The organism is Buchnera aphidicola (Uroleucon sonchi), from assembly GCF_011035165.1.
GTDB lineage: Bacteria > Pseudomonadota > Gammaproteobacteria > Enterobacterales > Enterobacteriaceae > Buchnera > Buchnera aphidicola_BE.
In genome coordinates, this window is sequence record NZ_CP047588.1 from 346,154 (window position 1) to 360,298 (window position 14,145).

Annotated in this window: 18 protein-coding genes and 3 tRNA genes; 12 read left to right on the forward strand and 9 right to left on the reverse strand. The window is 23.8% G+C overall.

Annotation, left to right across the window (positions count from 1 at the left end; all coding sequences use genetic code 11):
- Positions 1-8 precede the first annotated feature (8 nt).
- Together tsaB and GUU85_RS02925 are read left to right on the forward strand one after the other, a co-directional pair.
- On the forward strand, positions 9-368 hold the full coding sequence (gene tsaB / locus GUU85_RS02920) for a tRNA (adenosine(37)-N6)-threonylcarbamoyltransferase complex dimerization subunit type 1 TsaB (protein ID WP_254056352.1): 360 nt from the start codon (positions 9-11) through the stop codon (positions 366-368).
- Positions 355-672, forward strand: a complete 318-nt coding sequence (locus GUU85_RS02925; RefSeq protein ID WP_254056353.1) for a hypothetical protein — start codon at positions 355-357, stop codon at positions 670-672. Before tsaB ends, GUU85_RS02925 begins: the two co-directional genes overlap by 14 nt.
- A gap of 140 nt (positions 673-812) precedes the next feature.
- Here the strand turns inward: GUU85_RS02925 and minE are convergent, their stop codons facing one another.
- The 3 genes from minE to minC are packed head-to-tail and all read right to left on the reverse strand — an operon-like array spanning position 813 to position 2,622.
- Complete coding sequence (gene minE, locus GUU85_RS01520) at positions 813-1,064, reverse strand: cell division topological specificity factor MinE (protein ID WP_163119300.1); 252 nt, start codon at positions 1,062-1,064, stop codon at positions 813-815.
- A 5-nt stretch (positions 1,065-1,069) separates the two neighbouring features.
- Positions 1,070-1,882 carry a septum site-determining protein MinD gene (minD, locus tag GUU85_RS01525; protein WP_163119302.1) on the reverse strand — a complete coding sequence of 271 codons (813 nt, stop codon included), beginning with the start codon at positions 1,880-1,882 and terminating at the stop codon, positions 1,070-1,072.
- 23 nt (positions 1,883-1,905) lie between these two features.
- Positions 1,906-2,622, reverse strand: a complete 717-nt coding sequence (gene minC / locus GUU85_RS01530) for a septum site-determining protein MinC (RefSeq protein WP_163119304.1) — start codon at positions 2,620-2,622, stop codon at positions 1,906-1,908.
- Between the two features lie 248 nt (positions 2,623-2,870).
- Between minC and GUU85_RS01535 the strand changes: the two genes are divergently transcribed.
- Together GUU85_RS01535 and GUU85_RS01540 are read left to right on the forward strand one after the other, a co-directional pair.
- A complete protein-coding gene (locus tag GUU85_RS01535; RefSeq protein WP_163119306.1) occupies positions 2,871-3,047 on the forward strand; it encodes a hypothetical protein in 177 nt (58 codons plus the stop codon).
- 64 nt (positions 3,048-3,111) lie between these two features.
- Positions 3,112-3,888, forward strand: coding sequence for a methyltransferase (locus tag GUU85_RS01540; protein WP_254056371.1), 777 nt, complete (start codon positions 3,112-3,114; stop codon positions 3,886-3,888).
- A 7-nt stretch (positions 3,889-3,895) separates the two neighbouring features.
- Here the strand turns inward: GUU85_RS01540 and GUU85_RS01545 are convergent.
- Positions 3,896-3,980, reverse strand: a tRNA-Leu gene (locus tag GUU85_RS01545).
- 17 nt (positions 3,981-3,997) lie between these two features.
- Positions 3,998-4,068: transfer RNA gene (locus tag GUU85_RS01550), tRNA-Cys, on the reverse strand.
- Between the two features lie 148 nt (positions 4,069-4,216).
- Between GUU85_RS01550 and GUU85_RS01555 the strand changes: the two genes are divergently transcribed.
- Positions 4,217-4,301: transfer RNA gene (locus tag GUU85_RS01555), tRNA-Ser, on the forward strand.
- 93 nt (positions 4,302-4,394) lie between these two features.
- Here GUU85_RS01555 and GUU85_RS01560 read toward each other — a convergent pair.
- The 4 genes from GUU85_RS01560 to flgA form a co-directional block, all read right to left on the reverse strand.
- A complete protein-coding gene (locus tag GUU85_RS01560; protein WP_163119310.1) occupies positions 4,395-5,447 on the reverse strand; it encodes an OmpA family protein in 1,053 nt (350 codons plus the stop codon).
- A gap of 133 nt (positions 5,448-5,580) precedes the next feature.
- The gene (murJ, locus tag GUU85_RS01565; RefSeq protein WP_163119312.1) at positions 5,581-7,113 is read right to left on the reverse strand and encodes a murein biosynthesis integral membrane protein MurJ; all 1,533 of its coding nucleotides are present in this window, start codon (positions 7,111-7,113) and stop codon (positions 5,581-5,583) included.
- Positions 7,114-7,363: 250 nt separating this feature from the next.
- Complete coding sequence (locus GUU85_RS01570) at positions 7,364-7,768, reverse strand: flagellar biosynthesis protein FlgN (protein ID WP_163119314.1); 405 nt, start codon at positions 7,766-7,768, stop codon at positions 7,364-7,366.
- Between the two features lie 90 nt (positions 7,769-7,858).
- Complete coding sequence (flgA, locus tag GUU85_RS01575) at positions 7,859-8,542, reverse strand: flagellar basal body P-ring formation chaperone FlgA (protein ID WP_163119316.1); 684 nt, start codon at positions 8,540-8,542, stop codon at positions 7,859-7,861.
- A 263-nt stretch (positions 8,543-8,805) separates the two neighbouring features.
- Between flgA and flgB the strand changes: the two genes are divergently transcribed.
- The 7 genes from flgB to GUU85_RS01610 all read left to right on the forward strand — a co-directional run bounded on the left by flgB (position 8,806) and on the right by GUU85_RS01610 (position 13,962).
- The gene (gene flgB, locus GUU85_RS01580) at positions 8,806-9,216 is read left to right on the forward strand and encodes a flagellar basal body rod protein FlgB (protein ID WP_163119318.1); all 411 of its coding nucleotides are present in this window, start codon (positions 8,806-8,808) and stop codon (positions 9,214-9,216) included.
- A 9-nt stretch (positions 9,217-9,225) separates the two neighbouring features.
- Positions 9,226-9,636 (forward strand): flagellar basal body rod protein FlgC, encoded by a 411-nt coding sequence (gene flgC, locus GUU85_RS01585; RefSeq protein ID WP_163119320.1) that lies wholly within the window; start codon positions 9,226-9,228, stop codon positions 9,634-9,636.
- Positions 9,637-9,647: 11 nt separating this feature from the next.
- Entirely contained in the window at positions 9,648-10,328 is a 681-nt protein-coding gene (locus GUU85_RS01590; RefSeq protein ID WP_163119322.1) for a flagellar hook assembly protein FlgD, read from the forward strand.
- Between the two features lie 45 nt (positions 10,329-10,373).
- The gene (locus GUU85_RS01595; RefSeq protein WP_163119324.1) at positions 10,374-11,585 is read left to right on the forward strand and encodes a flagellar hook protein FlgE; all 1,212 of its coding nucleotides are present in this window, start codon (positions 10,374-10,376) and stop codon (positions 11,583-11,585) included.
- Between the two features lie 29 nt (positions 11,586-11,614).
- Positions 11,615-12,355: a flagellar basal-body rod protein FlgF gene (gene flgF, locus GUU85_RS01600; RefSeq protein ID WP_163119326.1), complete on the forward strand. Its 741-nt coding sequence runs from the start codon at positions 11,615-11,617 to the stop codon at positions 12,353-12,355.
- Positions 12,356-12,376: 21 nt separating this feature from the next.
- Positions 12,377-13,159, forward strand: coding sequence for a flagellar basal-body rod protein FlgG (flgG, locus tag GUU85_RS01605; protein WP_163119328.1), 783 nt, complete (start codon positions 12,377-12,379; stop codon positions 13,157-13,159).
- Positions 13,160-13,242: 83 nt separating this feature from the next.
- Entirely contained in the window at positions 13,243-13,962 is a 720-nt protein-coding gene (locus GUU85_RS01610; protein WP_163119330.1) for a flagellar basal body L-ring protein FlgH, read from the forward strand.
- Positions 13,963-14,145 lie beyond the last annotated feature (183 nt).

Below are 14,145 nucleotides of genomic sequence, written 5' to 3' on the forward strand. Positions count from 1 at the left end.
GAAAAAATATGTCTAATATTATTTTATCTATTGATAGTTCCACGGATTATTGTTCAATTGCTATTTATAAACATAAAAATATTTTCTTTTTAAAAGAAAAATGTAAAAATCAACATACTGTAACCATATTACCTATGCTTCAAAAAATATTACTTCAAATGCAAATAAAATTTCAAGATTTAAATTATATTGCTTTTGCAAAAGGGCCAGGTTATTTTACTAGTATACGTATTGCTGCTAGTGTTGCACATAGTTTAGCAATAAGCTTAAATATTCCGATTATTAGCGTATCTACTTTAGCTATTATGGCCGAAAAAGCTTGGAGAAAATATAAAAAAAAAAATTTTAATTTTAATGAAAGCAACTAATAAAGAATGTTATTTAGCTAAATATATAAGAAATGAGAAATCTATATGGACAGGAGAGTGTACTGAATCTATAATATCAATAAGATCAATTATTAACAAATTACATATTTTTCAAAAATCATGGACTATAATTAGTAATATTCCTGAAATAATAGAATTTCAAAATATTTTAAATATTCAAAAAAAATATTTTTTTTTTCCTGAAGCACAAGATATAATCCCGTTTACTTTATTAAAAATACAAGAAAAAAAATATTCTAAATATACAGATAATAATATAAATTATTTGTACAATTTTTTTTAGATAATTTTCAAAATTTGATAAATTGTAAAAACAATTAATACTGAAATATTTGATATACTTCAGTATTGATTGAATGTAATTAATATTAAATTTTTAAAATATATTTAAATATTTATATTTTAATTATTTTTACTAATATATTAATCTGGCAAAATAATATTTAATTCTAATATAGAAATATCTTTATTGTTTTGTTCTAATTGCACTGTAACCATATTTGGTTCTATATTAACATATTTACAAATAACAGATAATATTTCTCTTTTTAATTGTGGTAAATAATCCGGTTCATTATCATATTTTCTTTGTTCTGCAACAATGATTTGTAATCTTTCTTTAGCAACATTAGCAGTATTTTTGTTCCGGGATAAAAAAAAATCTAACAAAGCCATGCTTCTTATCTCCCGAATAAACGTTGTAAAAAACTTTTTTTTTCTTCTTCAATAAAACGAAACTGACGTTCTTCCCCTAATAATCGATTAACTGCGTCAGTATAAGCACAACCTGCATTAGAATTACGATCTAATATTATCGATTCTCCTTGATTTGATGCGCGAAGAACAGATGCATCTTCTGGAATAACTCCAATTATAGGAACTTGAAGAATATCTAAAATATCTGTCATACTTAACATTTCTCCTTGTTTAACACGAGTCGGATTATATCGTGTTAACAAAAGATATTCTTTAATAGGAGTAATGTTTTGTTTAGCTCTTTTTGATTTAGAAGCAATGATACCTAGAATTCGATCAGAATCTCGTACTGAAGATATTTCAGGATTAGTAGTAATAATAGCTTCATCTGCAAAATATATTGCTAAAATTGCGCCAGTCTCAATACCTGCTGGTGAATCACAAATAATAAAATCAAATTGCATTTTTATTAATTCATTTAAAATTTTTTCAACTCCAATATATGTTAACGCATCTTTATCGCGGGTTTGTGATGCTGGTAGAATAAATAAATTTTTAGTTTTTTTATCTTTAATGATAGCTTGATTTAAAGACGCATCACCTTGAATAACATTAATAAAATCATATACAACTCTACGTTCACATCCCATTATTAAATCTAAATTTCTTAATCCTATATCAAAGTCTATAACAATGGTTTTTTTCCCTTTGCTTGCTAAACCAGTTCCAATTGCGGCACTTGAAGTAGTTTTACCTACACCTCCTTTCCCTGAAGTTACTACAATAATCCGTGTCATATAAATATCCTAAAAAAATATACTTAACTGAGAAAATTTATAGTTAACAATTTATTTTTTAAGTAAATTTGAGTTGATTTCCCAATAAATTTAACGGGTATTTGATCTAACAACCAATATTCACCAGATATTGAAACTAATTCAGCAAATAATTCTGTGCAAAATATTTTTCTTGTTACATCTCCACTAGCTCCTGCAAGGACTCTTCCACGTACTGCTCCATAAATATGAATATTTCCATCTGCTACTAATTCTGCTCCTGCACTAACATTATTAGTTACAATTAAGTCAGCATGTTTTGCATAAATTTTTTGACCAGAACGTACAGGGCTATCAATAATATGAGTCTTGTCTATTTTATTTAATCGTTCTTGTTGTGTATTTTTTTTTGAATGTGTCGATAAATGAGAAATTAAATCTAAATTAATTGTTTTTTTTTCTGATAAAATAGGCAATTTTGAATCAATAATATTTTGTTTTAATATACTTTTATCTTGACAACCGCTAACCCCTATAATCAATAAACCATGAGAAATAATGATTTCTTTTATTTTCTTCCAATCTGCTGTATGACATAAACCGGAAACATTTACAATGACAGGTGCGTTTTTAAAAAATTTTGGACATTCTTGAATTTTTTTATATAATGATTGATTAATTACATCTATATTTTGATTATTTAAATATAACACTAACAATGTAAAATTACTGCCTTTAATTTCAATAGATTTTTTTTCCATGTTTATTGCTCGATAATACTTACTTATATTTCATAACATACAAAATATATAAAAAAAATAATTTTTTTTTTTATTATTTTATGTAAGTATATAAAATTATATGCAATTAAATTATAATATAAATAATATACGATAACAATTTCTATTTTATAGAAATAAAATATATACTATTTAGTATTTTTTAAAAATCAAATAAATATTTTTATAAAATATGTAACCTATTAAATTTTTACAAGGACATAATTCTCTTGTTATTATCTCAAACCAGTCAACTAATATTACGTCATCAAAATATTTTTAAAACAAAAAAAGTATTTTTTTTTGGAAATATCACAGATGATTTTCCTTTATATTTAAATACTATTAAGACTATAATTAATCTTAAAAAATACAGTGATTATATTATATTAAAAAAAAAACATTAAAAATATAAAAATTAATAATTATTTTTTACTTTCAAAAAAAATCATTCAAGACTCTAATACAATAATTTATTATTGGCCTAAAGATAAATCTGAAGCACAATTTCAATTCATGGACCTTATTTCTCATTTAAGTATAAATACTGAAATATTTATTGTTGGAAATAACTGTAGTGGCATTAGAAATGTTTCAAGAATGTTTAAAAAATGGATTTTTTTAAATAAAATAGATTATGCGAGACATTCTATTTTATTTTCAGGGTTTTTAACAAAAAGAACAAATTTTTTTTTAAAAGATTTTTATCAAACACATATATGGAATAATTTATTTATTAAATCATTGCCAGGTGTATTTGGATATAAAACAATCGATGCGGGAAGCAAATTACTTGCATCTACTTTTTTTCCAAACTCTTGTTATAAAGAAATATTAGATATTGGTTGTGGGACAGGGTTTCTAGCAGTATCTGTATTAAATGTTTTACCTAATTCTATTGTATCATTAATAGATGATAATGTTGTTGCATTACACTGTAGCCAACTAACATTAAATTCTAATAATTTTAAAGGAGAAGTAATACGAAGTAATTTATACTCAAATATTTTTAAAAAATTTGATTTAATTATCTCTAATCCACCATTTCATGATGATTTAAAAATTAATTTTAATATAATTGAAAAAATTATATGTAATTCTAGATTATATTTAAAACATTCAGGAGAATTAAGATTTGTCACAAATAGATGTTTTAATTATAATTTGATTTTAAAAAAATATTTTAAAAAATTTAAAATCTTAATCAAAACAAATACTTATCAAGTATATCAAGCTTTTTTAAACTAGTTTATTTTACCCGGAGCGGGACTTGAACCCGCAAAGCTATAAAAGCCGAGGGATTTTAAGTCCCTTGTGTCTACCAATTTCACCATCCGGGCAAATAATTTTTTATTAGAGGCGTATCCCGGAATCGAACCGGGTTATACGGATTTGCAATCCGCTACATATCCAATCTGTCAACACGCCTATATTCTTATTATAAAAAAAAAAAATAAAAATTACAATAAAAAATAATAATTTTATTGTTGATAACAAATAAAAAATATCTTTACAATAAATAGTATAATGATTTACTATACAGAATATATATTGAATATATATATTAATATTAGTCGGAGAGGTGGCCGAGTGGTTTAAGGCAGCGGTCTTGAAAACCGCCGACGAGAAATCGTCCGAGAGTTCGAATCTCTCTCTCTCCGCAAATTAAAAAAATTGAAAAAAATCAAAAATTATTTTAGTTTTTATAAAAAATAAAATTTTATTACAAATTTTAACCAATTAATATAAAAATTTTATTCAACATTAGATAAAACTTCAATTTCTACACGACGATCGGGAGCTAAACAACTAATCAATAAAGACTTATCTTCTATATCATTACATACCTGATCGGTTAATGGGTATAATGAACCTGCTCCTCTTACGATAATCATATCTCTAGAAAAACCTTTAGATGTTAAATAATTTTTTATACTGTAAGCACGATCTTCAGATAATTTTTGATTATATTTTTGATTTCCTATTTTATCTGTATGACCTAAAAGTATAATAGAAATATTTTTTAATTTCATCTTTTTAATATCTTCATGCAATTTATTTAATTTATCATAAGCGCTAGGTTGTAATTTTGTGCTATTAAATGCAAATTTAATATTTTCATTGATTGTACTATATTGTGTATTTAATACTTCAGGATCATAAGATGAAAAAATATCATTTATATCAGATTTACCAAACTTCCAACCAATAGAAAAAATAGCATCTCCTAAATATGGTTTAACAGAAGAATTAAGAATATTTTTAAAGCTATTTTTCCAATTATAATCTAATCTAGTAATTAAATAATCATTAAATATATATTCAGCTCCGATAGATATACTCGGCAATAATGCTGAATCTTTAGTAAACATATTTGTAAAAGTACTTTTAGATGTAAGATTCTGGGAAAGTATTCCTCCACCTAGTTTAGTGTATAAATTAAATTCTTCTAGAATTGGATATGATAATTTTGTTGCTATTTGAATAGTGTTAGATCGAATATTATTTTGATTTTTTTGAAATATATCATAAAAAAATCCATTAGCATTATTCTCTATTTCTAGACTCATATACGGATTAAATTGATATCCTAAAAACATACCTAAAATTGGCGCACTTAATGTTTCTTGTAAATCATTGGTGTTTGAAGTTTGAGCAGTATTTATATAATTTTTAAAAGGATTAATATTTGACCATCCCATTTTGGCACCCATATACCATCTGTTTTGATTATTTTCTTCAGCACAAACAGAGGTAACTAAGCTTGTTAATAAAAAAAATATAATAGCACAAGCTTTTTTTTTCATTATTAGACTCCATTATTTAAAATAAATGATAAATAAAATACAACAAATATATTTATTATATAATAAATATTATATTAATAATATATAATCATTGTTTATGATTCATATATTATTAATATAATATTGATATCATTTAAAGTTTTTTATAAGAAATGTGCAACCACTGTATTCCTAAAATATATAATGTAAATAAATATCCAAAACTAGCAATGAAAATTACAAAACATAAACGTATAATTTTATAAAAAAAAGATCCTATATGCCAAATTGGCATAATTTTTAATAAAAATATTAAAATTAACAACATCACGAATGTTGCAATAATGATATGAAATAGAAAAACATACTCACTTAATCTAAAATAGATGATATTTTTTACGTACAACTCCCGAAAAAGTAATAAAACATTAATCCAACTGGATATACTAATAGATAAAGCAAGACCAGCATGTTTAAAGTAAAAAATTGAAATTGGGTTAATTAATTGAATTGATATAAGTGTTAATAATGAAATTTTTATTGGAATATTCATTTCTTCTCGAGCATAAAAAGATAAAGTTAAAACTTTTACTAAAACAAAAGCAATTAAACCAAAAGAATATAATTTTAATACCTGAGCTGTCATATCAACATCAAATTCTGTAAATTTTCCATATTGAAAAAGTACTATAATTATAGGTTTAGCTAACACAAACAATCCTAAAGCACTAGGAATAGATAAAATAAAAGCAATTCGAAAACCCCAATTTAATAATTGTTTATATTCTAAATGTATACTTTTTTTGAAGTATTGAGTCAGAGGAGTAAATAAAATAGTACTTAATGATACACCTAAAATACTAACAGGAAATTCTATTAATCGATCAGCATAATATATCCAGGATATAGATCCTGCGCTTAATAACGAACTAAAAATAGTATTAATTACTAAAGATATTTGATTTGCAGATATTCCTAAAATAGCTAATCCCATTTTCTTTAAAATTCTTAAAAGACCAGTATGATAAAAATTTATTTTTGGCATCACTAACATATTAATTTTATATAAAAATGGAAATTGATAAAACAATTGAATTAAACCACCTATAATTACAGCCCATGATAAAACAATAATTGACGGGTAAAAAAAAGTATTAAAAAATATAGAAAAAAAAATCAAACTAATATTTAAAAATATTGGAGATAAAGCTGGAATAGCGAAATAGTTCCAACTGTTTAAAATTGCTGCACATAATGAAGATAAAGAAATTAATAAAATGTAAGGAAACATGATTATTAACAAATTTGCAGATAATATTAATTGATCAGGTTGTTTTGAAAAACCTGGAGCAGTGATCTTAATTATAAATTGAGAACAAAACATCCCTGAAATAATTATGAATAACAGAATACAAATCATAAAACCAGAAATAGAAGAAATCAAATTTTTTATATATTTTTTATTTTTATGATTTTTGTACTCTATAAATACCGGAGTGAAGCATTGAGCAAAAGCACTTTCAGTAATACGACGTAATAAATTAGGGATTTTGAAGGATATAAAAAAAGCATCAGTGTAAATAGATGCTCCAAACATACTAGCAATTAAAATATCACGAATAAAACCTAATATACGACATATGAAAGTCATAAAACTAATAGATATTAAAGATTTTAAAAGATTCATGCTAAAATAACCTATATAGTCTAAAAAAATATTTTAACATGCACTCATGAAGATATTTAAAATAAATTTTTTACAACTATTCTGAAATAAATTTTTAACATATGTATATAATTTTTTAATTCCTAAATAGGTGATATATTTTTTTAAAAAACTATCAATATTTTCTATAGTAAAAATTTTTATATATTACTAATAATATCTATAATTAAACATTATTGTTTTAGATTCGATATTTTCAATTTAATTTCAATTAAATCTTTAAGTCAATGTTTGTATTATTAATTATAGATATTTCATGAACGCCAAATAATTCTAAAAATTTTTGATTTAAATAAAAGTTTTTATTCATTATAATTTTATTTTGACGATTTAAATTTCTTAATAAAATACATTTTTTATTTATCTGTTTAATATAATGATTTAATTCTTCATCTTTATACGGTAAAAAAATAGAATTTTTTTTTTCAAACAATAATTTTTCTTGATTTGCAATAAAATACTCTTTAAATAACTTTTCTTTTTTTTTTATAATAGATTCTAAAAGATGAATATTATTACTGATATTTAATAAAATAATATTTTCTCTATTTAATAATATTTCTATTGAACATAAAATCTTTTCTATTTTTTTTAGAATGTTTATTAATTTTTTCATATTAATATTTTAACATTACTTGGAGTAAAATGTATAATCTCTTATCTTTGCATAAAGATGTTATTACATCAATAAAAAAATATATTTATTTTACAAAGAAATAATAACTTTACCATCTTTGTTTACAATACCATTAATAATTTTCCCAAAGTTTGTTTTGACACGTATTTTATCATTTTCAGCTCCATTGTTTAATGCTTTTGCTTTTGTTGAAATAGTAAAATTATTACCTTGAATAATAATTTCTACCTCTTGATTAATATGAACTAACCAAATTGGACGAGTCATAAATGACGTAATGATTTGTAATGGGAAAATATCACGTACACTCACTCGACCTACAATATCTTGTTTTTTTTGATAAGCATGATTAGGTAAGTTATCTAAACGACCTATTAAAGTTTTTAAATCTGATTCTTTTATTATCATGCCATGGCGTATATACTTATGCGCAACAATATATTCTCCTTTAGATTGAACTTCTACTGTCAAGTAATATTTTGATTGATTACAAGTTAGTAACAAATCAAATAGTCCAATAGTATGCATATTATTTAAAATAGAAAAAATAGGTCTTTGACAAAATTTAATTTTTTTATTTAATGGGGTACGTATTATTACATTAATATTATCATGATTAAAAAATTTTTCTTTTTTTAAAAAATTACTTATCTTATCAGATAAAACAAAAGAATCTAGTAACTTTGCCGAAGCGGACAAAGAATTTACTGATATAAAAACGAAAAATAAAATAAAATATATTTTTGTCTTCATTAATTAATTTTTCCTTAATATCAACCTTTATTGTTTGCATTTTTTATTATTTAATTTATATTAACATTTTAAATAATCATTTGCTTGATAGAAATTATATTATAGTTATAATAAAAAATATTTAGTATAATATAAAAAAATGTTTTTTAGAAGTTTGAAAATATTTCAAAAATTTAAAAATTTTTAAAAAATCGATATTTTAAAAAAATAAAATATTTCATCAAAAATTTTAAAAAAATTTATATAAATTAAGGATAAAAAATATGTTCGATAAAATCAATCACATATTTGATTTTAGTCAACAAGCATTAAATGTATATGCTAAAAGACAAGAAATTTTATCTTCGAATATTGCTAATGCTGATACACCTGGATATAAAGCGATAGATATTGATTTTAAAAATGAATTTAATAAAATACTCAAAAAACGTAAAAATCATACATTGTTGATTAATTTAGACAGAACGTCTCCTAATCACTTACATGCTAAATCTGAAAATAATTTTTATTTAGAAACATTGCCTGTATTTACTAATCAAATTAAAAAAGATGGTAATACAGTTAATATGGATCGAGAAAGAATTGAATTTCTTAATAACAGCTTAAAATATCAAGCTAATTTAATTTTTTTAAAAAATCAAATTAAAAATATGATATATGTTATAAAAGGATAACTTTAAATTATGTCTCTTTTAAATATATTTAACATTGCTGGATCAGGAATGATTGCTCAATCAGAAAAAATAAATGTTATTGCTAGTAATTTAGCTAATATAGACAGTGTAACTTATAAAAATGGAAAATTTTATCCTTATATTGCTAAACAAGTAATTTTTTCGTCAGATAATTTAGAAAATTCTAATATATCTGGAGTTAAAGTATCTCATATAATTAATAGTTCAAATCCCATGAACATAATATATGATCCGAGTAGTCCTATGGCAAATAATGAAGGATATGTTGTAAAATCAAATGTTAATCCTATTACAGAAATGGTCAACAATATTTCAGCATCAAGAAGCTATCAAGCTAATATAGAAGTATTAAAAACAGCAAAAAATATGATTCTAAAAACATTAACAATTGGAGAATAATTAAGATAAATATGATCACTTATCAAACTATAAATAATCATTTTATACAACAAAATCATACTATTCTTCCAAACAATTCAACAGATTCATCTAATCCATTGAATTTACAAAAAAATTTTTTAACTTTATTAATTGCTCAAATTCAAAATCAAGATCCTACCAATCCTATTAAAAATACTGAATTAACATCACAATTAGCACAAATTAATATAGCCAGTGGTATAGAAAAATTAAATAATTCTGTAAATCAAGTATCAAACCAAATTAATAATAGTCAAAAAATTCAATTGACTTCATTAATTGGACGTCACATCATGATACCTAATAATCAAATTATACATACTAAAGATATTCCAACAAAATTTGGAATAGAATTAATTAGTCATGCTACTTTAATTAAAGTAAATATTTTAGATCATAATAACAACATTTTATATGAAAAAACGATAAAAAATAAAGAACCAGGAATATATACTTTTTCATGGGACGGAAAAGATCTACATAATAATATTATGACAACTGGAAAATACTATATTTCCGTAACAGCTACAAATAATAATAAAATAGTTCCGGTGGAAAGTTTGTCAGAATCAGTAGTACATAACATTATCACATCTTCTTCGGATCCTATAATTGATTTAGGACCAGAAGGAAATATAAAACCATTTGATATTCGAGCAATTCTTGAATAAACATTCAATAATCTTTAAACAATTAACTAAAAGGAAAAAGAAATTATGTCAGAATCAGCGAATGGATTACGAGTTATTAATGATTCTTTAGTATTGACATCTAGCAACATCGCTAATACATCTACTATAGGATATAAATCTAGTAAACCTGTTTTTTTTGATATATTTTCTACATCAGTATATTCGAAAAATCCTGTTGCTAATGGTGTTAGTATTTTAAGAAATATACAAGATTTTAGTAATGGAACATTAATATCAACTAATCGGGATCTAGATATAGGAATTGCAAACGAAGGATTTTTTCGTGTTTTAGATTCTAAAGGTGACATACATTACACAAGAAATGGTCAATTTATACTGGATAACAACAAAAATATTGTAAATATGCAAGGAATGTATTTAACAGGTTATAATCAAAAACATGTAAATAATGTGTTTGATACATCTAATATAGAAAAAATTAATTTAAAGAATGCGTATAAATTAGAATGCAAACCAACAACTGAAATAAAATTTCAAGCATATTTAAATAGTCAGATGAATAAAATTTCAAATACAAATAATTCTAATGATTCATCAGCTGATTTAGAAGCATATACCAATAGTATTAATATATATAAAAAAAATGGTGAAAAAGAAAAAATTGATATTTCATTTAGTAAACTAGAAAATAATAAATGGCAAGTCCATGTTAAATCAAATAATCCGGATAATGAAGCTGGTATTGATCAAAATTTTGAATTGAAATTTTCTCCAAACGGAGAATTAACGTCTGATAGTATAATGAATATTAAATCTAATAACTCACAATATAGTAATATTAAATTAGATTTAACTGGTACTGTAGAAACAAAAGAAACAAATAATAATTTTGAACAACCTAGTCAAAATGGATATTCTCGAAGCAAATTAAAATATTTTACTATTTCACCTAACGGAGAAATTATTGGAGCATATGAAAACCAACAAAATAAAATAATAGGTCAAATATTATTGTCTAAATTTATCAGCCCTGAAAATCTTCGACCTGAAACTGGCAATTTATGGTCTGCTACTGCTGAAACTGGAACAGAAATAATTGGTATAGCAGGACAATCTGGTTTTGGTACTTTAGTAAGTAGGTCCTTAGAAATGTCTAATGTAGATTTAAATAAAGAATTAATTAACATGATTGTTCAACAACGTAATTATCAATCAAATGTTCAGTCCTTTAAAGCAGAAGATAAAATGATAAATACATTAATTAATTTACGTTAAATATATTATGAATAAGGTTTAAAAATATCATGGATAATTCAATATACGAATCTATGACAGCAGCTAATCGACTGTTAGAAAAACAAAATATTATTTCTAATAATTTAGCTAATATTTCTACAACTGGTTTCAAAGAAAAATTTATTTTTATAATACATAATGATATAAACGATGATTATTATAATAATATTCGAGAATATTATAATCTTACTTCAGGGGGGCTAGATCATACCAACAGAAATTTAGACGTATATGTTAAAGGTGACGGTTGGTTAGTCGTAAAAGATGCTAATGGAAAAGAAGCATATACAAAAAACGGTCATTTAAATATTAATCAAAAAAACCAATTAACTATTCAGAATCATACAGTTGTAGGAAACAATTGCAGTATTATTGTTCCAAATAATGGAACTTTAAACATTTTATCTAATGGAGTTATTCAATTAATACAAAATTATCATAATCATATTATTAAAAATAAAATAGGTTCATTAAAATTAGTACATCTACCTATTAATGATTTAATACATAAAGAAAATGGATTATTTTATTTAAAAAATAATAGTAAAAAAGCAAATTACAACACTATTAAACATAGTAATGATATACGTTTACAATCTGGTATGTTAGAATCCAGCAATGTTAATTCTGCACAAAATATGATTGAATTAATCTCAAATGCCAGACAATTTGAAATGCAAATGAAAATGATATCTACATACAATCAAAATGCAGAATATGCAAATCAATTGATAAATATTAACAATTAACATAAGTAGGATAAAATAGTTATGATGTCTTCTTTATGGATTGCTAAAACTGGACTTGATGCTCAGCAAATTAATATGAACGTTATTTCTAATAACTTAGCTAATGTAAGTACTAATGGATTTAAACGATCTAGAGCAGTTTTTGAAGATTTAATGTATCAAAATATACATGAAGCTGGCGCAAATTCTTCTATGGATACAACATTACCGTCAGGATTACAAATAGGAACCGGAGTAAGACCAGTATCAACTGAACGAATTCATAGTCAAGGAAATTTATCTAAAACCGATTCTTTAAAAGATGTTGCAATTAATGGACCAGGTTTTTTTCAAGTACAATTACCGGATGGAAATATCGCGTATACACGTGATGGTTCTTTTCAATTAGATCAAAATGGTCAATTAGTAACAAATAGTGGTTTTTCTATTTTGCCTGAATTAATTATTCCACCTAATGCTACAAACATTAATATAGCACGAGATGGCGTGGTTAGCGTAATTACACAAGGACAAACACAGCCTACTGTTATAGGTCAATTAAGCATAACAAATTTTATTAATAATTCTGGATTAGAAAGTTTAGGAGAAAATTTATATCAAGAAACACTAGCATCAGGTGCTCCAATTGATAGCACTCCTGGTTTAAATGGAACAGGATTATTGTACCAAGGATACGTAGAAACTTCTAATGTGAATGTAGCTGAAGAATTAGTTAATATGATTCAAACACAACGAGCATATGAAATAAATAGTAAATCTATTAGTACATCGGATCAAATGTTACAAAAACTATCACAATTATAAGTTTTCATATTAAATATATAATGCAATTTATATATTTTTTAAAAATATACTATTAAATATATAATATTAAAGGTAACTTTTTCGTGATAAAGTTATTTATTTCTAAAATTAAATACTATTGTGCTATTGTTGTTTTATTAACATTGCAAAGCTGTGCTAATTTTGAACAACATAATCCATTAGTAGGAAATATTAAAACTGCTGTTTCTCCGAATATTTGGCCTAAATTTAATAATGGTTCTCTATTTCAGGAAATAACGCCAGTAAATTATGGGTATCAAGCACTATTTGAAGATCATCGTCCACATAATATTGGAGATACAGTCACTGTAGTATTACAAGAAAATATCAGTGCCAGTAATAGTTCATTTTCAGATATAAGTAGACATGGTCATACGAATTTAGGTATGAAAATTAACCCTGGACAGTGGAATTCTATATTCGGTTTAAATTTTAACGATGATGCGACTGGATTAGATGCAATAGGTGGAAATAATTTTCATGGTATAGGCAATAATTCAGCTAAAAATCATTTTACTGGTTTAATTACAGCCACTGTACAATCAGTTTTACCTAATGGTAATTTAAGAATTATTGGAAAAAAACAAGTATCTATTAACAACGGCACTGAATTTATTCGTTTTTCAGGTGTGATTAACCCTAATAATATAAATAAAAATAATTTTATTATATCTACTAACATTGCTGATGCACGAATTGAATATTTTAGTCGTGGAAATATAAATCACGTTCAAAAAATGGGATGGTTTCAAAGATTGTTATTAAAAATATCTCCTATATAAATATATTGTAATTACAATCATACAATTTTATAACATAATATAATTTTATATTGTATTTAATTTCATAAAGAACATTTTGTTCTTTATGAAAACTATAAAAAATTAAAAAAATCACAATTTTCATCTGCAACATGTTCACATATATTATAATAATTTTTTAAAAATATATTCATAAAGGTTTAT

Coding starts and splice junctions, on each gene's coding strand:
- tsaB (WP_254056352.1), top strand. CDS start 9: ATGTCTAATATTATTTTATCTATTGATAGTTCCACGGATTATTGTTCA.
- GUU85_RS02925 (WP_254056353.1), top strand. CDS start 355: ATGAAAGCAACTAATAAAGAATGTTATTTAGCTAAATATATAAGAAAT.
- minE (WP_163119300.1), bottom strand. CDS start 1,064: ATGGCTTTGTTAGATTTTTTTTTATCCCGGAACAAAAATACTGCTAAT.
- minD (WP_163119302.1), bottom strand. CDS start 1,882: ATGACACGGATTATTGTAGTAACTTCAGGGAAAGGAGGTGTAGGTAAA.
- minC (WP_163119304.1), bottom strand. CDS start 2,622: ATGGAAAAAAAATCTATTGAAATTAAAGGCAGTAATTTTACATTGTTA.
- GUU85_RS01560 (WP_163119310.1), bottom strand. CDS start 5,447: ATGAAAAAAAAAGCTTGTGCTATTATATTTTTTTTATTAACAAGCTTA.
- murJ (WP_163119312.1), bottom strand. CDS start 7,113: ATGAATCTTTTAAAATCTTTAATATCTATTAGTTTTATGACTTTCATA.
- GUU85_RS01570 (WP_163119314.1), bottom strand. CDS start 7,768: ATGAAAAAATTAATAAACATTCTAAAAAAAATAGAAAAGATTTTATGT.
- flgA (WP_163119316.1), bottom strand. CDS start 8,542: ATGAAGACAAAAATATATTTTATTTTATTTTTCGTTTTTATATCAGTA.
- flgB (WP_163119318.1), top strand. CDS start 8,806: ATGTTCGATAAAATCAATCACATATTTGATTTTAGTCAACAAGCATTA.
- flgC (WP_163119320.1), top strand. CDS start 9,226: ATGTCTCTTTTAAATATATTTAACATTGCTGGATCAGGAATGATTGCT.
- GUU85_RS01590 (WP_163119322.1), top strand. CDS start 9,648: ATGATCACTTATCAAACTATAAATAATCATTTTATACAACAAAATCAT.
- GUU85_RS01595 (WP_163119324.1), top strand. CDS start 10,374: ATGTCAGAATCAGCGAATGGATTACGAGTTATTAATGATTCTTTAGTA.
- flgF (WP_163119326.1), top strand. CDS start 11,615: ATGGATAATTCAATATACGAATCTATGACAGCAGCTAATCGACTGTTA.
- flgG (WP_163119328.1), top strand. CDS start 12,377: ATGATGTCTTCTTTATGGATTGCTAAAACTGGACTTGATGCTCAGCAA.